This is a genomic window from Flavihumibacter sp. ZG627 (assembly GCF_000814325.1).
Lineage (GTDB): Bacteria > Bacteroidota > Bacteroidia > Chitinophagales > Chitinophagaceae > Flavihumibacter.
Window position 1 is genome coordinate 465,863 of the sequence record NZ_JPHF01000004.1, and the last position, 19,045, is coordinate 484,907.

Consider the following 19,045-nt stretch of genomic DNA (forward strand, 5'->3'; position numbering starts at 1 on the left):
TGATTTAAATTTTAATCAATTGCCGGAAAGTATTTTCATCAGGATCTTTTCATCACCTGTTAATCCAGCCTTATCATCATCTTTCTCAATAGCATCCAGTTGTGCAAAATATTTTTCAATACTGTTAGATTCGTACAAGGAAACCACAACAGGGTGCACATAATATTTTTTGCAGACGGTGCGTGTATTACCCAAAGTGGCGGCTACTTTATCGAGCGCGGCAACTACATTCTTTTTGGCTGCGCTATCATTTTCTGCCAGTCCGAGTTCTTTAAAAGCCAGGAAGGCATTGAGTGTTCCCGACCATGTTCGGAAATCCTTGGCAGTAAAATCTTCTCCAGTGATCTGCCGGATATAATCATTCACCATTCCTGAATCAATTGTACGACGTTCGCCTTGTTCATCATAATACTGGAATAATTCCTTGCCCGGAATATCCTTGCATTGCTGTACAATGTTGGCCAGCTTCTTATTCTTCAGGTCTATATCATGCATTATCCCCTTCTTGCCCTTAAAACAAAATTTCACCTGTGAACCTTTTATCTCTACATGTTTATCTTTCAGCGTGGTGAGACCAAAGGATCCATAGAGTTTTTCATACACATTATTACCCACGCGGATATTCGTTCTTTGCATCAGGCTGATAACAGCCGCCAGTATCTTCTCCCGCGGCATACCGGGAAGCGAGAGATCCTTTTCTACCTGCAGTCTTATTTGAGGCAGCACCTCCCCGAAATGAAGGAGCCGGTAAAACTTGGTCTGGTTCCGGAATTCATTCCATTTGGGATGATATCGGTATTGCTTCCTGTTTCGGGCATCCATGCCCGTTGCCTGCAGGTGTCCGTCGGCGAAAGCACAGATCCAGACATTCTCCCAGGCAGGCGGAATCACCAGGCTTTTAATTCTCGACAACTGGTCTTTTGCCTTAAGTGGTTTCTCCTGGTAAATATAGCTGAACGACTTACCCCTCTTTTTTCTGCGTATGCCTTCATGGGTCCCATCATTTACATACACCAGGCTGATGGCTACAGCGGTTTCCGTGGGGTCGCTGATGATCTTCTTTATTTTCCTTTTAGGAAGCTTCTTTATTATTTGCAGAATATCCTCCATGGCAGTTCCATCATTTGGGTTTTCATCAACCAGTAGAAAAAAGCAGTGCCGATGAGATTTAAGCGTTTACTGTCCAATATGGTGAAGTTTTCATACCCAGCTTAGCCTATAACCCGGGAATCAAGGAAAATATTCCCCAACTTTTCAGGCAACATTCTTGTTCCTGTTAAACCACTAAAATTATCACCATGAATATAGCCATCATCTCTTCCAGCGTCAGGATAGGACGGAACAGTCACCGGGTAGCCAGATTTTTCCAGCAGTATATTGAAGAAAAGGGATATGGAACAGTGGACCTTGTTGACCTCTACCAATATAATTTCCCCTTGTTTGATGAGCGGCTCAGGCTCATGAAAGATCCTTCGCCGGACGTCATTGAATTTGCCGCAAGAATAAAAAATGCCGATGGCGTACTTATCGTGACGCCTGAATATAATGGCGGTTATCCGGCCAGTCTCAAGAATGTGATCGATCTGTTATATCCCGAATGGAAACGCAAACCCGTGGCCATTGCTACTGTTTCTGCCGGACCCTTCGGCGGAGCTCAGGTTATGACCTCATTAGTATTCAGCCTCTGGAAAATTGGCGTACTGATGGTTCCTGCCATGTATGCAGTACCACAGGTTCAGGACGCTTATAAAGAAAATGGGGAGCCCACCGATAAGGAAGCAACTGAAAAAAGAGCAAAGGTTTTCATTGAAGAATTGCTCTGGTGTATCAGGGCTGCAAAAAACGCTTAGGATCTTTATGGTTTAAGAGTACAGCAGTTTAAATATAATTACGGATTCTTAAGCAAGCTCCTACCATGTATACATGGATTGTCTATTTTTATAGGCAATTTTTTCTATCACCTAACAGTTCGGTTATGCATAAATTTTGGTTGTCTGCCTTCTTATTCCTTTCCCTTGGGGCAGGGGCACAGATGAAAGCAGATGATGTTAAGACCTTTACCCTCAAAAATGGTATGAAGTTTCTCGTTGTAGAAGATTTCTCCATTCCCAATGCCAATATGTACCTGTTTTACCGTGTAGGCTCCAGGAATGAATACCAGGGCATCACGGGACTATCGCATTTCTTTGAACACATGATGTTCAATGGTGCAAAAAAATATGGTCCCAAAGAATTTGACCGCACTATGGAATTTAATGGTGGCGCCAACAACGCCTATACCCGCGAAGATGTAACCGTTTATACCAACTGGTTCCCGGCATCTGCCACGGAAGTGATCTTTGACCTGGAAGCAGATCGCATTTCCAGTTTAAGTATCGATCCCAAAGTAGTGGAGAGCGAAAGAGGTGTTGTGATCTCAGAAAGAAGCACCGGACTTGAAAACTCTCCTTACCGGTTACTATTTGAATCGGTGCAGGCACAGGCCTTCCAGGAACATCCTTATCACTGGCCGGTGATAGGTTATCTCGATGATATGAAAAACTGGAGCCAGGCCGACCTCGAACGTTATTTCAAAACATACTATGCACCCAACAATTGTGTAGTGGTTGTTTCCGGCGCCATGAAACTTGCCGAAGTAAAAGCAATGGCAGAAAAATACCTGGAGCCCATCCCTTCACAACCCGCACCACCGGCGGTTCATATTAAAGAACCTGAACAAACCGGTGAGCGGCGAATTACCGTGCAGAAACAAGTGGCCAATCCATATCTCTCAATCGGATGGCATGTTCCGGATGCAAAGCATGAAGACTATTATCCCTTGGTTCTATTACGTGATCTGTTAACCGGCGGACAGTCGTCGAGGTTATACTCCACACTGGTTGATCAGAAGCAGATGGCCAACAGCGTGTTTGCCTCTTTCCAGGAAAGCTTTGATCCAACCCTGTTTCGGATAACGGTAGCCGCGAGTAAAGCTGCCAGTACGGATGAGCTCGAAAAAGAAGTATATACAGCATTGGATTCTATTATCAGATCAGGTGTTACGGATGCTGAATTACAAAAAGTAAAGAACAGGAAGCTTATTGATTTTTACCGGCAGGTGGAAACCATCAATGGCAAGTCAAATAATATCGGCACCTATGAAGTGTTCTTCGGTGATTATAAAAAACTCTTTGATGCTCCGGCCCAGTATAATAAGGTGACGGTAGATGATATAAAGAGAGTTGCAGCAAAATATTTCATCAAAACGAATCGTACCGTTGGTATCCTGAAGGCGAAAACCGATGACTAAGCCAACCCTAAAACGCAAGAAATGAATTACAAGAAAATATTATCACTGCTGTTGGTTCTGCTGGGGATCTTCATAGCTGAAACTTCAATAGCACAGGAATACAAACTACCACCTTACCAGAAATTTGTATTAAAGAATGGGCTCACAGTTTACCTGATGGAGCAGCCCGAAGTACCTACCATTTCGGTATCGGTAATAATGCCGGCAGGCGCTATCTATGATGGACAAAAAGCAGGCCTCGCCTCGCTCACGGCCACGGCACTTAAGCATGGAACGAAGAATTATACCAAGACAAAACTGGATGAGGAACTGGATTTTATCGGTGCCGGTGTGGGCAGTTTTGCCACTAAGGAATATGCCGGCTTATCGGCATCCTTTGCTGCCCGCGACCAGCAAAAAGTTTTGGGCATTATCAATGAACTATTGACGGTACCAACATTTGACACTGCAGAATTCACTAAAGAAAAACGCCGTACCATCGACAGGCTGGAGCAGGCGAAGGAGAGTCCCAGGAATATCATTGGTGGAGAGTTTGATCAATTCCTTTTCGGCAATCATGTTTATGGCAATATAGTTACCGGAACAACAGAATCCGTTTCCGCATTAACTGCCAACGACATCAGGCAGTTTTATACAGAGAATTATATTCCCAACGGATCGGCCATAGCCATTGCCGGTGATTTCAAAACCGCCGACATGAAGGCAAGGGTTACTAAGATCTTTTCGGGATGGAAGAAAGGGTCTAAGAAAACTTCCGACCTGTCGGCAAAGCCCATCGAAAAGCCAGCAGCTAATCGCGTTCTGTTGATCAATAAGGATGATGCGAAAGAGACAACCTTTTATATAGGAGCACCGGGTGTGAGTCGCAACAACCCCGACTTCGTTGCCATTGAAGTGATCAATACACTTTTCGGCGGAAGATTCACTTCCATGCTCAATGATGAATTGCGGGTAAACACCGGGCTTACCTATGGCGCTAGCAGCAGATTTTCACCATTGAAGAATGGCGGATCTTTTGCGATCACCACTTTTACTGCTACACAGAATACAGAAGCGGCTATCGACAAATCGCTTGAAGTGCTGAAGAAGCTTCATGAGCAGGGTGTTGATGAAAAGTCGCTGACCTCTGCAAAGAATTATGTGAAGGGACAGTTCCCGCCACGTTATGAAACCAGCGGACAATTGGCAGCACTACTAACACAGATGTACTGGTATGGCTTTGATGAATCCTTTATCAATAATTTCCAGGCCAAGGTTGATGGACTAAACCTGTCCCGCGCCAAAGAGATCATAGGCACCTATTTCCCTAAGGATAAACTACAGTTTGTACTGGTGGGAAAATCTGCTGATATAAAAAAGATCGTGCAGAAATACGGTAGTATAACAGAAATGGAGATCTCCTCCCGCCTACGCTAAAGCTTCGGCGGGCGCGGAAAGCTTCGGCGGGCGCGGAAAGCTTCGGCGGACAGGGCCCACATACATAGATCGTATTGGTTGAATTACATTGACGCTGAAAATTATCATCAATAATATTGGGGATGCTCCGGCATCCCTATTTTTTTGCATTCCCCTTTTCGAATTCCACCATATAGGTTGAATTGTATTTTCCGAGATCAGAATATTTGAAGAACAATCGGGCCTGTTTGCCGAGGCGGAGGCTGGTACGTTTGTTTTTAATATCCTCTTCTGTATTCATGGGTTGGAGGGAGGGATACCACAATACATGGCCGGGCTTCTCGAGCATCTTTTGGGGCTTCGTCCATGCCTGTGAGTTAGTACCTTCCCCAAGGTTACGGTGCGGGTTAAACGAAATATACAATTCATCGCCGATCCACGATTGCCCTTCTACCCTTCCCATTGTCATGACCCAGCACTCCAGGTATTCATTCCAGCTCACGGATGGGCCCCAATGAAACCCACCTGTAGGCGATGATGCCGGTCCGCCCCCGTCAGCCAAAGCGATTTGCAGGGAAGCCACGGGCTTGCCACTGCCATCCCAGGGAGCATTAAATCCATTACCATCCCAGCGGCCTGCCTTGCCCTGGGGATTATCGAGGTCAGTCAGCGCTATGCGGGCAACGCTGATGCACTGTCCGCCCCATTCCACTTCTGGTTTATAGTTAGCGGAATCATATACTCCCGGGTACCCGTATTCGCCGTAGAACAAATAGAGATAATCGCCCACCGCCACCGCCGATGGGTCGCCCACACCACCCGCGAAGGTCTTGGAGGTATTGTGTGGTTTCAGGATCATGCGCGGCTGCTTATCTTCCAGGAAAAGGCCCTTGTTCTCCCAGCTCCAGCCGCCGTCAACAGACTTCATGATGCCGATACGGCAAACAGCGGCGGGAGTGATCCTTTCCGTTAATCCGAGTGGCCATTTTTTATCGATATAACCCTCACCCGTAGTGGAATCATAAGGAAGTGTTTCAGGATAGTTCTCATTATGGTAGATCGCATAGAGGGTCTTGCCGCTGGCGTCAGAAGGAAGCTGATATATGGTCTCGAACCAAACGGCACCATGTAGTCCTTTCTGCCCCGGGGGAACATTAGCGGGCATGGCCGGGGCAATATACGCAGAGGCGGGATTGCTGAATGCTTCATCGGCATTCTTGCCACTGGAGAATTTCAGCTCATTGGATGGCCCCCAAACAGGGTCTTCGCCATACTTGCCGGGAAAGATTCGAAAGGTATCGCCGATCCAGGCTTCCGCCATATTACAATCCACGAAATTATTGAAGTGGAATGTATCTGTTGGGATGAGCTTAAAGGTTGGCGGCTCAAAGGCCGTGGTATCAGAAGCTACATCTTTTGAAGAGCGGTTGGCATCGCCGCAGGCAAAGGCGAGTGGTATCATCAATACCAATGACAGCAGTAGTTTCTTATTCATCTTTTAAAATACGAAAATTTATTATCGTTTAATCAGAAACCCTGACTACGAGGCATTACTTCTTTTGAGATAATATTCAATCATTGTATGAATAACTGTTGCAATTAATGCAACGCCCATTACTATCAATACTGGTTGCTTTTCAAACTTAAAAAGGTCTCCAGTCTGCCACTCGTTTGTTGTGATCTGGATGGTAATAATGTCCAACCTGGATAATATAAAAAGTAGCAGGAAAAAGAGGATTGTTATATAGTATACACTCATCATCAGTTTTGAAGGTGGACCAAACCTGGATGGATTCAAAAATTTTGGTTTAAACAATAAATAAACCAGTTTAAGAAGCGTCAGCATGAATACATATGCTGTTACAATGGCGAGAAACATAATAGTACGTTTCAATAAAAATAAGACAAGATTTAATGCTCATCAATACCCCAAACTGGTTATAGTCAGCTTAGACATATGGCATAGTTTTACAGAAACTTAGCATATAGCGTTAATATTTACGGCAAATATTAGAATTCCTGTTTTTTTATTTCATCTTTGTAGTGTATTTAGAAATGTCAACTATAGGCCCTCATATCAAAAAATCAGGTAGTACCGCTGCTAAGAAAACCAGCCGTATTGCAAAAAAAGCTTCAACAATGCCTTTTAAAGGAACTATTGTTGTAAGTGGTAAAAGTTCTGACAACATTACCAAAACATTCCGCTTCTCTGTATTATACGCTACTAAACAACTAAAAGAAAGAAACAAAGCTTACAATTTTTTTAGCATTGATTAATGTTTGATAAGCCATATTCATTCGATTATTTAGGCACCAAAGAAACTTTATTATCAGATCCTGTCAAGACTGTTCAATAAAAATGCATACGACTACCATGTTTGCTTTTTGTGCAGTTCTTAGTAAACGGAATGATTCACTACTTCAACAAAAAACTATACTGATAAACGAACTGAAAAAATTAGTGACCGATATAAAAAAGTCAGGTTCACCATATATAAGTACGCTAAGGAGAACTTGTTTCCTCCTCGGCATATTATTCATGAGATATGAATAATAGCATAATAGTGATGCTCAATAAGAAACAGATGCTTCATATACTTCTACATATTACATGTGCAACCCAAAAAATTGGCCCCGCCGATTTTAACAGGTCAGCTTGGCCACCAGCACTATTTAGCTAAATATTAGTTCTTAATAATCTTTTGTGTTTTCCATTCATTGCCGTTGAAAACGCGAATAAAATATACATCTGGCCGTAAATTGGAAATGCTTAGGACTGCTGTGCTTTGTCGGCCGTCGTAACGCTGCTTACTTACTACGTTTCCGGACATGTCGGCAATCTGGATTTCGCTGATAAAGTTGCTAGTGTATACTGGCTTACTCTTTTCATAGGCAGTGTTTGAATTGTCTATTGTCACTTCGATCTGGCTGCTGGACGGGTTCGGAGAAACGGTAAACATCCAACTACAGTTTTGAACTATGTGGTAGTTTCCAGGTGTCCATTCGCTCCATAGACCGCACTGATTCTTTACCCGTATTAGAATCGTCACGATATAAGATCCGCTAGATGGACTTGCAAAACCAATACTTAGCCCTGCTTTGTTTACCACTGAAGTAGGGTTACAAGAGAAAACTCCGGCATTATTGGTCAACTGGTAGGAAAATGGGCTTGTGATTTGTCATTCTACCTCCGTAATACCAGAATTGTACTTCAAATTACAACCCGTATTGCCATTATAGCTAGACCCTAAAGAAATTGCCTGATAGGGAGCGCTTAAGCAGGTGGGACCGCTTTTAACCAACTGAAGCTGATCCACGTCCGGGAAGCTGATCGTTACTGTTTTATTTACTGTTGCCGATCTTGATCTGCCCTTCGAATCTGTGATGGTTACTGTGATAAATCCTGATGGTTGGCTCGTAGGCGTTCCGTTTTTAGCTGCGACAATTGAGGAAGTCCCTTGCCCGCTTACAATATTTAACGTGTTGGGAACAACCCATGTAATGGTGCAACCCAGCAAATTGGGGACGGAATACGTAACCGGCGTTCCTTCGCAAGGAACCACCGCAGGGCCGGAGATCGCAACAGGAGCCAGCACTAAGGTGTTTGCTGCCTGGTGATTATTATTGGGTGAAAGCCAGGTTTGCAATTCTCCTGCTGTCCAGGAAACATTAAATTTCCCATACCGATCCCCGAAATCCGTGAAGGTACAACTGCTCCATCCGCTTCGCAACGTACCTACAATAGAACCGTTTTGATTGAATAGGGCAGATCCTGATGATCCCGGCATTACAACACCAGAATTATAATGGGCTGTCCAGTAATTATTGTTCCAGAACCAGTTTTTCACAGTCGAAGTCTTGGTAAGCCGCATGCTTTCTCCATCGGCATGGTGAATGATGTAGGAAGCATTGCCAGTTGGAGCACTTGTCGACCGATTCCATCCCGCGTAATTGACGCCATCCCCCACTCCAGGAGGATTCAACAACTCCAGTAAAACCATATCCGTTCCCTCATTGTGGGCTCGGAGCATCGCTCCACTAAAAGAAAGGGCATGATTGACCGAACCGCTACCCGAACAAGATGTATTCCAGAAAGAAAATTCAAACCTTGCGCTTTGTAGAGCCGTGATCTCTGCCGCGTCAATAGTATTGTTGTTGTTTTTGTCCACTACATGGAAACCGGTCAAAAAAAAAGCTCGTCCGTTATTTTGCTCATTGTTAACAAGAGTGCCTGTTCCAAGAACGCCGTTGTAGACAAACCTGGCTACAGCTCTGGCAGATTGCATCTTCGATGGGTCGCAGATAACATGGGGGATAAAGCTAATGGATCGTTGTGAACTCATCATACTAGTATTGTAATCGCCTACATCCTCAACAGGTTGATATCCCGCTTCCAGTTTCTGAATGGAAATGGAGCTATGAAGCGTGCCAAAATTATTAGGTTCATATATGTACAAGGTGATGCTATTCCCGGTAAAGGGGAAAACGCCTACCCCTGTCGTATAGGTGAAATGAGATATTTTTATACAGCTGTCCAGGACGGTCTTACTTTCATTGAATATATAGAGTTCGGCCGTGGGGCTTAAATTAATCTGACTAAAAATGAAGCCAATATTGGACGCATTGGGAACATTTATCTTTAGGGTCCAGACTTTCCCGGATGACACCGATGTAATATTACCATCAGCGATGCCGATATTAACTGAAAGTACATCTGCATACTTATATACCTTGCTCTCCTCCGCCGTTGAATCTTCGTCAATCGGTGTTGGAGGTGTAGGAGGGGTAGAGGGGGTATAACTTATCGTCTTACTGGTGATAGAGCTGACCTGAGAATATGCCGGGAGTTGGGAAGTAATTTGCGTTGGGGAAGTAATAATTCTCAAAACTTGTGCTGAACCGAGCATAGGAAGTAACAGGCAAATTAAATTTGCCCATAAAAAATATTTCATATTCAAAGGTTTAAGTTAACGAAGCTCAAATTGATTCAATATAAACAACTCTTTAAGAGCATATACTATAGGAGTGTCTACTGTGCAATTTTCTGAAACAACTGGATTGGGACTAATTACACGATAATCAAATAAAACACGAGCGCCTATAATCTTCGAATGTTCACTAAGCTCCTTTACTTTTAGCGCATTGACATATGTGGTACCGTCTACCATTACTGCCCCCCCTAATTGAGGTGTGTTCGGAGCCACAGAGCAATCGACTATCCAGTAGTCTTCGGCCTCGTTGGAGTTGCAATATTCCTTTCCCACCACATATGCGGCTACGCTCAGGAAATCGACCTCCTTAGGTTCTTTTCCACAAGAAAATGCCATGATGACCGGGAAAATTAAGATGTAGGGCTTTGAAATAGTCGCAATCGAAAGGTTGCGGAATGATGGTAGCATCAGGATAAAGTTGAGGTTTATGCGCGACGACTTCTGCGACTTGTCAGTGCTTAATATTACATAAATCTTTCAATCACGCAAATTAAATTCGACCTATTTCTAAAGAATTTGCTAGTTGCATTCCCCTTGAATGCTCAACCGCAATAGATGCGCTTTCCGGATTACCTCATTAGGCCAATTACCAAACTAAGTCTGTTCAAAAGGCATCATTTCAGTTATGCGGATAAAGACAATAGGTACAATTTATGGAGATCAACATTTTGAAAGAGATATTAATAACCCTGCTTAATGAAGATTCAACCAGTGTCTCTTCCTGAACTTACAAAACGTTTATTCATGAACGCTCTTCCTGATCCTGATTTCAGGTACTTCTCAAATGCGAGTGCTTTATACTTATTGACGAAGGCACAATAAAAAACCAATTCCACCGGCAGGCAACCTGCAGTAGAAGGCACCTCACCTCTCTGATGCCTCGCCAACCTTTCTCTCAAATCAGAGGTATACCCTTTATAAAACTCACCGTTTCCACATTTCAGAATGTATACATAGTACATGATCTAAAATTAGCAACAGCGTTAATTATGAGATAGCGTTATAGGACGGGAATTTGAATGTTGAAATCGCGGTGATAATTAGAAAAGTTTATTGAATTGAACATTAATAATCTAGGACAAAAGGAAAGAAGTTTCTTTTAAACGGACAGCGTCCGCCGTAGCGAGCCGGGCTTATGAGGTTGCTTACAAAGAATAAAGCCAGCCTTCGCCCTTCGGGCTTCGGCTGGCGGAGGCGGAGAGAGCGGGATTCGAACCCGCGATACCCTTTAGAGGTATACACACTTTCCAGGCGTGCTCCTTAAACCACTCGGACATCTCTCCAAAAAAGTCTCCCGATCAATTCTTCGCATCTGCTAACAGGGCCGATGCTCCTAAATAACGGGACGCAAATATAGGGAACCTCAGGCATTGGTCAATTCACCCCTTAAAGAAGTTTCCAATAATTCGCGCAGCCTCGCCTTCGAATGCTTCTGCGCCAGCAGCCACATCAGTTTGGCAAGGGCCGTTTCAAAAGTCATATCATGCCCGCTTACAACACCCATCTCTTTTAAATGACGACTGGTTTCATACCTGCCCAACTCCACGGCACCTCCATCACATTGGGTGATGTCCACAATGATCAATCCCTTTTTGATGGCCGCCCTCAGCGAAGCTATAAACCATGCCGCTGTTGTAGCATTGCCACTTCCAAAGGTCTCCATAATCACCGCGCGTGTACCCGGCGTTGCCAGCACCGCCTCCACCGTGGCGGGAGTAATGCCCGGAAATATCTTCAGCACGGAAACAGCGGGATCCATTTTTCGATGCACCTTCAACGCCTCCTCCGGGTGTTTCAGGATATACTGCCGCTGGTACTTGATCGTGATGCCCGCCTCGGCCAGCGGCGGATAATTCATAGAGTAAAAAGCCTCAAACTTTTCCGCATTATATTTCTTGGAGCGATTGCCCCTGAATAACTGGTAATCAAAATAGATGCATACCTCCGGCACAAGGGCCTTGCCAGCTTTTCGCGCCGCGGCGATCTCCAGGGCCGTGATGATATTTTCCTTGGCATCGGTCCTGATTTCACCGATCGGGAGCTGGCTGCCGGTGAGCACCACCGGCTTACTCAGGTTCTCTAATAAGAAACTCAGCGCCGATGCCGTGAAAGCCATCGTGTCTGAGCCATGCAGAATCACAAAGCCGTCATGGTCGTGGTAGTTCTTTTCGATGATGCCCGCCAGTTCAATCCAAACCTCGGGGTGCATGTCGGAGGAGTCCATGGGTGGATTGAAAGCATGCACTTCCACCTCATAGCCCAGCTTAACGATCTCGGGGATATTATCGCGGATCTCCTTGAAACCGATCGGCTTCAACGCGCCCGTGGCATCATCCATCACCATCCCCACCGTTCCGCCGGTATAGATGATCAGGATCCGGGTTGGGGCAGCTTTTTTTCGGGTACTATTCATGCAATCAGGATTTGAAGATTTTCCGGGCGTTGGCGCTTGTCACTTCTGCAATTTTATCAGTGCTGACGCGATATATATCCGCGAGCTTCTCCACCACGTGCACCAGGTAAGCCGGCTGGTTGCGCTTGCCCCTGAAGGGAACCGGACTCAGATAGGGCGCATCGGTCTCAAGTACAATATGTTCCAGGGGGATCTTGGCCAGCACTTCCGGCAGCCCGGCATTCTTATAGGTGACCACCCCGCCGATGCCCAGGTAAAAGCCCTGCTTCACCACTTCGCGCGCCAGCTCATAGCTGCCACTGAAGCAATGGAAGATACCCCCCAGGCTCCCATCCTGCTGCTCTTTCACAATATTGATACATTCCTGGGTGGAATTGCGCGAATGGATCACGATGGGCAGCGCATACTGCTTAGCCATCTCCACCTGCCGCCTGAAAGCCTCGTATTGAAACTGCTCAAAGGTCCTGTCCCAGTAAAAATCAAGTCCTATCTCCCCCACCGCGGCAAAGGGTCGCCGTGCCAGCCAGTCAGCCACCAGCTTTAGCTCCTCCTCCCAGTTCTCTTTCACATAACAGGGATGCAATCCCATCATGGCATGGCAAACGCCTGGGTAAGCGGCCTCCAGCCCCAGCATGGCCTCATGTTCTGTGCTGTCGATAGCAGGCAGGTAAAAGGCCTCCACCCCCGCCCCGCGGGCCTCACTGATAACGGTGCTGATATCATCCCTGAATTCTTCCACATATAAATGACAATGGCTATCAATTAGCATCATGCGGCGAAGTTCCATAAAATTTTATACTATTTTAAACGTTTGGGATGCAACCCGGTCAGAGAACCATACCAACACCACAAACAAATTTTATGAAAATGAAACAATCCGGCCAGCAGTTGCTTACCGTCCTGGCCCTAAGCCTCACCCTCTGGTCATGCTCCAAAAACGACGACAACAATGAGCCCGGAGGCGAATCCGAATCAGTTCTGATGACCCGCACCACTATGGAAGCGGAAGCAGAAGGCGAGGTACTTTATGATGATGTATTCAACAATGTAATGGGCACCCCGGGCGCCGGCATCGGCGGCACGGGCGTATTCCAGGTGAATACAGAAAACAGTCCCGGTACCCTGCAAACCACCTGCTTCACCCTCACTGCGGAGAATATCAACCCCGCCGATTCTTTCCCCCTTAGAGTAACCCTCGATTTCGGCGCCTCCGGCTGTACCGGCAAGGATGGCCGCGTGAGGAAGGGGAAGATCATCACGGTTTACACCAATTGGCTCTTCATATCCGGTGCAGTGGCTGAAACCAGCTTCGATGGCTATTATGTGAATGATACCAAAGTAGAAGGCGCTCACCGCATTCAAAACAACAGCAGTTCCGACAAGCTGACCTTTGAAACCCGCGTCACCAATGGAAAGCTAACAAGGCCCAGCGGCGATTATACCCAGTGGAACCGCACCCGCGTTATCTCCCAAACAGATGGCTGGGGTACACCTTGGGTTGCAGGCGATGATGTATTCACGATAGTAGGTAATGGAGAGGGTACCGTTGTAAGGGGTGATAAAACAGCAAGCTGGACCAGCACCAACCTCGAACCCCTGGTGAAGAAATTCAACTGCAAATGGATCGTTCAGGGCAAGCAAAAGTTCCAGCGTAATGGTGGTCCGGAGGGAGTGCTCGACTTCGGAAACGGCGACTGCGACAATAAAGCAGGCCTCACAGTGAACGGAAATACAATAGAAATTACTTTGAAATAATTAAAAATATAATTTACCTTTAAACCAGTTTTCATAGGGTACGGATTAAAAACGGGCCAGGGTTTCTACCCAGGCCCAACTTTTTTTAAGGGGGTCCTCCCCGATTCCAATGATGTTTTTTCCTAATTTATTTCCTGTTGTTAGCCTTCAAAATATTCATGTTGATTGCTTCAAATATGTATCCACGGGTAGAAAACCATTCCAGGGTTTGGGGTAAAACAACGTTCAATCTATCCCATGCTTTTTCACTATCATGAAAAACAATGATGCTCCCTTTATCCACATTTTCGCGTACCATATCCCAGCATTGCGCAGCCGATTTTTTCGCGTCAAAATCTCCCGATAAAACTGCCCACATGATCATCTCATAACCTGCCTCTTTTAACAGCTTTCCCTGGAAGCGGGTAAGTCTTCCATAAGGCGGACGGAATAATTTACTATCGATATATTTTGCTGCTTCGCCGATATCTGCAAAATATTCTTCATCTGAACTCTTCCATCCATTGCGATGATTCATAGTATGGTTACCAACAATATGTCCCTCCCTTAAAATTCTTTCATACACTGCCGGCCATATTTTTACATTCTTGCCGATACAAAAAAAACTCGCCTTCGCATTGTAGTTCTTCAACTGGTCCAATACCCATGGCGTGATCTCGGGATGGGGACCGTCATCAAAGCTGAGGTAGATCTTTTTTTCCGGAGTCGGTATCTGCCAGTGCCATGCGGGGTAGAGCATGCGGAGGAATCGGTTGGCGGTTGACCAGTAAAGCATGTTGTAAAGATAAGCGCACAAAAACCTTTAACGTCAAACGGTAAAGCAAGGGATGTTATCTTTGCGGCATGTCAGATAAAGTTCGTGTTCGTTTTGCACCGAGTCCCACGGGTGGACTGCACCTGGGCGGGGTTCGCACGGTATTGTATAATTATTTGTTTGCCAAACATCATGGCGGGGATTTCATACTGCGTATTGAAGACACTGACCAGAGCAGGTTTGTGGAAGGCGCAGAGGACTATATAATGGAATGCCTGAAATGGTGTGGAATAGAACCGGATGAGAGTCCGGCTGTAGGTGGACCACATGCACCCTACCGGCAGAGTGAGCGAAAAGAAAGTTACCGTGAGTATGCGGAGAAACTTGTTGCAGATGGATTCGCCTATTATGCATTTGACACTCCGCAGGAGCTGGAGGAGATGCGTGCAAACTATAAGACCGCAGAAAATCCATCTCCCCAATATGATAACAGGCTGCGCACCAAAATGCGCAACTCCCTTTCACTGGATGCAGCTACTGTGCAGCAGTTGATCGCGGATGGAACGCCTTATGTGATCCGGATAAAGATGCCGGAGAATGAGACCATCAGCTTCACTGATATGATCCGTGGTGAGGTGAGTTTCAATACCGGAAATGTGGATGATAAAGTGTTGTTGAAACATGATGGCATGCCAACCTATCATCTCGCTGTTGTGGTGGATGATCATGCCATGGAGATAACGCATGCATTCAGGGGCGAGGAATGGTTACCGAGTGCACCGGTGCACCTGATGTTATGGCGATGGCTTGGATGGGAAGAGCGTATGCCGCAATGGGCGCATCTGCCGCTGATCCTGAAGCCCGATGGAAACGGTAAACTTAGCAAGCGTGATGGAGATCGGTTGGGCTTTCCAGTATTTGCCATGAACTGGACCGACCCGCGTACAAATGAATTCACCCAGGGCTTCCGGGAAAGAGGATTTCTACCTGAGGCCTTCGTGAATATGCTGGCGATGCTGGGATGGAATGATGGAACCGAGCAGGAGATCTATTCCATGGAAGAGCTGATCAGTGCATTCTCCATGGACAGGGTTCATAAGGGAGGAGCCAAGTTTGATTTCGAGAAAGCGAAGTGGTTCAACCATGAGTGGATAAAGCGATCGGGTGAAGAGAGACTATTACCCGATGTGAAGGCTGTGCTGGAGCGCTCGGGAATTACGGGTGCAGATGACAGTTATATCAAGAAGGTGATCGGCATGGTAAAGGAGCGTTGTACACTGCTGGGCGATTTTGCCGAGCAGGGCAGGTTCTTCTTTATTGCGCCAGCCGTGCATGATATAGATGCGATCAGGGCCAAGTGGAATGGCGACAAGGAGAATTTCTTCGCCGAGCTGCAGGGTGTATTAGGTGATCTGGAAGACTGGTCTACTGCTTCCATTGAAGCAGCGTTTAAGGAGCTTGCAACAACGTTAAGCATTAAGCCAGGAGAGTTGCAATTGCCGTTTCGGATAATGCTGGTTGGTGGGAAGTTTGGTCCTACGGTGTTTGATATTGCCGAAGCGATTGGGAAAGAGGATACTTTGAAGAGGATTGCGGCGTTGCCGGCGGTGGCGTGATGGGGATAAATCTGCTATCAAACTCAAAGGGCTCCATATTAACTATCTCAATTCCTTTAAATTGAGTGTGGTTTGGATTGATCAAAAAATTAAAATCACCCGGCACAACTGAAGAAGGTACTCGCATCACAAGAAACTTTGATTCAGCAATAAAAAGGTCACCTATCTTTTGAGTGCTATATGAATGTGGGTTGGAGCGCCAATCAATTGGAATATCAGCATCCGCTAAATGATAAATTTTTGCAGAATCTGGTATATTGATAGAAATTAAGAAATAATCTTTTGGCACAATAGTTATTGGGAGGTGAATGGCAACTTCTGCAAATGCCAACGCCCGGGATTCACTGGTATAGAGCATTGCAACTCCCTTACTATTCCACCTTCCTCCAAATAATTCAGCCCCTTTGCCTGAAAGATCTGATCGAAATTTTCCTTTGCTGAGTCTGAATACTATCATGCTAAAACACCATGTTCAATTCTTCCCAATTCATCTTTTATCATTCCAACGCCAAACATTGTATCAAGAAATTCCTTTGGGGCTTTTCCACCCAACGCTATTGATTTTGAATTCAGCCATATATTAAAGTTCTCTTTATCCCCGAATACTTCCACTCCATAATTATAAAGCATAACCAACTCAACGATTCTCTCGGATTGTATCGGCTGAAATGGTCTCCCTTCTTTTTGATTGCGTTGAATTGTTCTCTCAGAGAGTTGAAGATATGTTGCCCATTCTGCCATAGAAAAAGGTGTTTTACCAACTATATTTTCAAAATCATGGAAAGCAATTCCTGTTCTGACAATATCTATAATAGCAATTATATTTTTGTCATCGGCCGACTTGTAAGAAAATAGAGAGAACTGGGAAAGTTTCCGAGCTTTCGTCAATGTTTCTTTTGGTGGGTTTACTTTACCGGTAGATTTAGAACGACTATTTTTTTTAGCCGCTTTGGTTCCAGGTTTATTGAATGATTGTTGACTAATCTTCGTCTTCATAATAGAAAACTACACAAAATAAATGAAACATGTCGAATTATTTGCGACATATGTCGTTAATTGTACTTTGCAATTAAAAAATGCGTCCGTCGGTTTTAATGGTATCATCATCAGGTGATCGGATCAATACCTGCATTTCAAATTTCTACCAATACTTTACCTTTCAAATCAATTTTAAATAAATCTGAGCTCAGGGATTTTTTATTGATAGATGTTGCTTCTACTACTTTTAACACTGGTATATCAATTGTGTACTTTAAAATGATATGTCCGGATAATGGAAAAATAAAATTGGCGCCGTACGTTAACTTATTATCAGTATCAGCTATTAAATGCTTAGCAACCCAATAATTGTATGTCATGGGATCTTCATCCTCTGGTGCATCATCATACTTAAATCTAACACATATTTTTCACAACTATAGCCTAGCAATTCCAAATCATTAGAGGATTTGTCTGACAAGCTATCCACGGTCACTCCTTGCTCACTCATATCATCGGAAGAAGGGTTATAATATTCTACTGTGTCACTACCTGGCATTATGGAATAATGCATATTTTCCTTATATAGATAAACAGAGTATAGAAAAACACTATCAAACTTGTTCAGGTATTCTTTCCTGATATTACCATCCTTGTAAAAGATTCTAAATTTCACTGCAACTGTTTTAGCTAATTCCCTTCTTTGATTTGGATAACTAATATTGTATTCAACATAGCCTTCAAAAGATTCGCTTGTGGCAACTGAATCAAAACTAAGAAGAGAGATAATATAAATAAGGAACGAATAAAGCATGATAAACGTATTCTAAATTTAATCGGCCATATCACAATAGAAAGCATGTGAACTATCACTGGATATAATTAATATTTTTTCATGGTTAGGTCTCTTCGAATCATCCCTAAATACAATAATCTTATCACCTAGCGTATGAGGAGTCCACCAATCGGGGCGTGGAGAATATCGTGGCAAATATGATACTGTATCTGAAGACGCATGTTCGGAGACTTTAAATGAATTGAGTGAGATGATTCTATTTATCTCAGTCGGGCATGCTTTGAATTCAAGCCAAATACAACAGTCCAATCGTGGCACCACCTGATCCATAAGCCTGAGTGGTTTTAAGCAACTGTCTATCGGGGCACCAAAAAGCGCTGCATAAGCATCGTATGGCTGTCGTTGCCGAAATATGTTACTGGTGTCAGGGATATACTCCTTTACTTTACCATAGGCTTTGTCAATTGCAATAAATGAAAACCAGAGAGAACAGAATATCGACAGCAACAGAAAGCCTATTGCAAACATAATTCGATTAAGGCTTTTGAACTTAATCCCAGTTACGAAGAAAAACAGAAAAGCAATAATGCATATTAAACCAATGATTAAGGGCAGCGCAGGTTGTGTCATAGATTCGATTAGCCAATATTAGCGAACATTTTTAAGCCGGATATTTAATCTGTTATTCCAATTCTGATTATATTCTAACTCAGAGAGAGGGCCAATACGAAATATTTTTTCGTGGGCGAAATCAGAGTCCTTTGTCATATCGATGACATAAAAGGAAGTGCTACTATCATCGGGTTCCAGCGTGTTGGCTACTAAAAATCTATCATTAAAGCCATATTGTAAAAGTTTCCCCGGGGCTTTACCAATGTATTCACCTGATGCCAATTTGTAACTTAACCCTACATCTTCTTTTGTGTCAACACCTACAATGAAATATTTACCAGTTACGTGTTGCACATAAGCAAAGCCGCAGGAATATAAATTAAGTAATAAAAATAGCCCGAATAGCATTAACCCCTTTCCTGCCCTGTCTTAGCCCCCTAAATGGC

The 19,045-nt window shown here is 44.4% G+C and carries 20 protein-coding genes and 1 tRNA gene; 6 read left to right on the top strand and 15 right to left on the bottom strand.

The features are described from left to right. Positions 1–15: 15 nt before the first annotated feature. Entirely contained in the window at positions 16–1,110 is a 1,095-nt protein-coding gene (locus tag HY58_RS11605) for a DNA topoisomerase IB (protein WP_039131922.1), read from the bottom strand. Between the two features lie 188 nt (positions 1,111–1,298). Between HY58_RS11605 and HY58_RS11610 the strand changes: the two genes are divergently transcribed. The 3 genes from HY58_RS11610 (at position 1,299) to HY58_RS11620 (ending at position 4,705) form a co-directional block, all read left to right on the top strand. Next, positions 1,299–1,850, top strand: a complete 552-nt coding sequence (locus HY58_RS11610; protein ID WP_039131923.1) for an NADPH-dependent FMN reductase — start codon at positions 1,299–1,301, stop codon at positions 1,848–1,850. A 125-nt stretch (positions 1,851–1,975) separates the two neighbouring features. Then, positions 1,976–3,289, top strand: a complete 1,314-nt coding sequence (locus HY58_RS11615) for a pitrilysin family protein (protein ID WP_039131925.1) — start codon at positions 1,976–1,978, stop codon at positions 3,287–3,289. Between the two features lie 21 nt (positions 3,290–3,310). Further along, a complete protein-coding gene (locus HY58_RS11620; protein WP_039131927.1) occupies positions 3,311–4,705 on the top strand; it encodes a pitrilysin family protein in 1,395 nt (464 codons plus the stop codon). A 136-nt stretch (positions 4,706–4,841) separates the two neighbouring features. Here the strand turns inward: HY58_RS11620 and HY58_RS11625 are convergent, their stop codons facing one another. Next, on the bottom strand, positions 4,842–6,179 hold the full coding sequence (locus HY58_RS11625; protein WP_039131928.1) for a hypothetical protein: 1,338 nt from the start codon (positions 6,177–6,179) through the stop codon (positions 4,842–4,844). A gap of 45 nt (positions 6,180–6,224) precedes the next feature. Further along, positions 6,225–6,563, bottom strand: coding sequence for a hypothetical protein (locus HY58_RS11630; RefSeq protein ID WP_039131929.1), 339 nt, complete (start codon positions 6,561–6,563; stop codon positions 6,225–6,227). A gap of 176 nt (positions 6,564–6,739) precedes the next feature. Here HY58_RS11630 and HY58_RS11635 point away from each other — a divergent pair, with 176 nt between their 5' ends. Beyond that, entirely contained in the window at positions 6,740–6,961 is a 222-nt protein-coding gene (locus HY58_RS11635; protein ID WP_039131934.1) for a hypothetical protein, read from the top strand. 407 nt (positions 6,962–7,368) lie between these two features. On the opposite strand, the gene HY58_RS20030 is transcribed toward HY58_RS11635, so the two are convergent. The 7 genes from HY58_RS20030 to HY58_RS11670 form a co-directional block, all read right to left on the bottom strand. Then, positions 7,369–7,644: a T9SS type A sorting domain-containing protein gene (locus HY58_RS20030; protein WP_156123663.1), complete on the bottom strand. Its 276-nt coding sequence runs from the start codon at positions 7,642–7,644 to the stop codon at positions 7,369–7,371. A gap of 219 nt (positions 7,645–7,863) precedes the next feature. Continuing rightward, positions 7,864–9,636, bottom strand: a complete 1,773-nt coding sequence (locus tag HY58_RS11645) for a trypsin-like peptidase domain-containing protein (protein ID WP_039131939.1) — start codon at positions 9,634–9,636, stop codon at positions 7,864–7,866. A gap of 15 nt (positions 9,637–9,651) precedes the next feature. Further along, positions 9,652–10,083 (bottom strand): hypothetical protein, encoded by a 432-nt coding sequence (locus HY58_RS11650; RefSeq protein WP_156123664.1) that lies wholly within the window; start codon positions 10,081–10,083, stop codon positions 9,652–9,654. A gap of 296 nt (positions 10,084–10,379) precedes the next feature. Further along, complete coding sequence (locus tag HY58_RS11655; RefSeq protein ID WP_039131945.1) at positions 10,380–10,637, bottom strand: GIY-YIG nuclease family protein; 258 nt, start codon at positions 10,635–10,637, stop codon at positions 10,380–10,382. 233 nt (positions 10,638–10,870) lie between these two features. After that, a tRNA-Ser gene (locus HY58_RS11660) sits at positions 10,871–10,958 on the bottom strand. Positions 10,959–11,038: 80 nt separating this feature from the next. After that, entirely contained in the window at positions 11,039–12,088 is a 1,050-nt protein-coding gene (locus tag HY58_RS11665; protein ID WP_039131946.1) for an asparaginase, read from the bottom strand. 4 nt (positions 12,089–12,092) lie between these two features. Next, positions 12,093–12,875 (bottom strand): TatD family hydrolase, encoded by a 783-nt coding sequence (locus tag HY58_RS11670; protein ID WP_253271554.1) that lies wholly within the window; start codon positions 12,873–12,875, stop codon positions 12,093–12,095. 80 nt (positions 12,876–12,955) lie between these two features. On the opposite strand from HY58_RS11670, the gene HY58_RS11675 reads away from it, so the two are divergent. Continuing rightward, complete coding sequence (locus HY58_RS11675) at positions 12,956–13,843, top strand: hypothetical protein (RefSeq protein ID WP_172644651.1); 888 nt, start codon at positions 12,956–12,958, stop codon at positions 13,841–13,843. Between the two features lie 127 nt (positions 13,844–13,970). Here HY58_RS11675 and HY58_RS11680 read toward each other — a convergent pair whose 3' ends face one another. Beyond that, entirely contained in the window at positions 13,971–14,618 is a 648-nt protein-coding gene (locus tag HY58_RS11680; RefSeq protein ID WP_039131949.1) for a polysaccharide deacetylase family protein, read from the bottom strand. A 68-nt stretch (positions 14,619–14,686) separates the two neighbouring features. On the opposite strand from HY58_RS11680, the gene gltX reads away from it, so the two are divergent. Beyond that, positions 14,687–16,213: a glutamate--tRNA ligase gene (gltX, locus tag HY58_RS11685; protein ID WP_039131950.1), complete on the top strand. Its 1,527-nt coding sequence runs from the start codon at positions 14,687–14,689 to the stop codon at positions 16,211–16,213. On the opposite strand, the gene HY58_RS19215 is transcribed toward gltX, so the two are convergent. From HY58_RS19215 to HY58_RS11710, 4 genes are all read right to left on the bottom strand, one after another. Beyond that, positions 16,134–16,670 carry an RES family NAD+ phosphorylase gene (locus HY58_RS19215; RefSeq protein WP_072037615.1) on the bottom strand — a complete coding sequence of 179 codons (537 nt, stop codon included), beginning with the start codon at positions 16,668–16,670 and terminating at the stop codon, positions 16,134–16,136. The genes gltX and HY58_RS19215 overlap by 80 nt on opposite strands. After that, complete coding sequence (locus HY58_RS11690) at positions 16,667–17,209, bottom strand: antitoxin Xre/MbcA/ParS toxin-binding domain-containing protein (protein ID WP_082022145.1); 543 nt, start codon at positions 17,207–17,209, stop codon at positions 16,667–16,669. The genes HY58_RS19215 and HY58_RS11690 overlap by 4 nt, the downstream gene beginning before the upstream one ends. A gap of 358 nt (positions 17,210–17,567) precedes the next feature. Next, positions 17,568–18,005, bottom strand: coding sequence for a hypothetical protein (locus tag HY58_RS11700; RefSeq protein ID WP_039131952.1), 438 nt, complete (start codon positions 18,003–18,005; stop codon positions 17,568–17,570). A gap of 630 nt (positions 18,006–18,635) precedes the next feature. Then, positions 18,636–19,007 carry a hypothetical protein gene (locus HY58_RS11710; protein WP_039131956.1) on the bottom strand — a complete coding sequence of 124 codons (372 nt, stop codon included), beginning with the start codon at positions 19,005–19,007 and terminating at the stop codon, positions 18,636–18,638. Between the last annotated feature and the right edge of the window lie 38 nt (positions 19,008–19,045).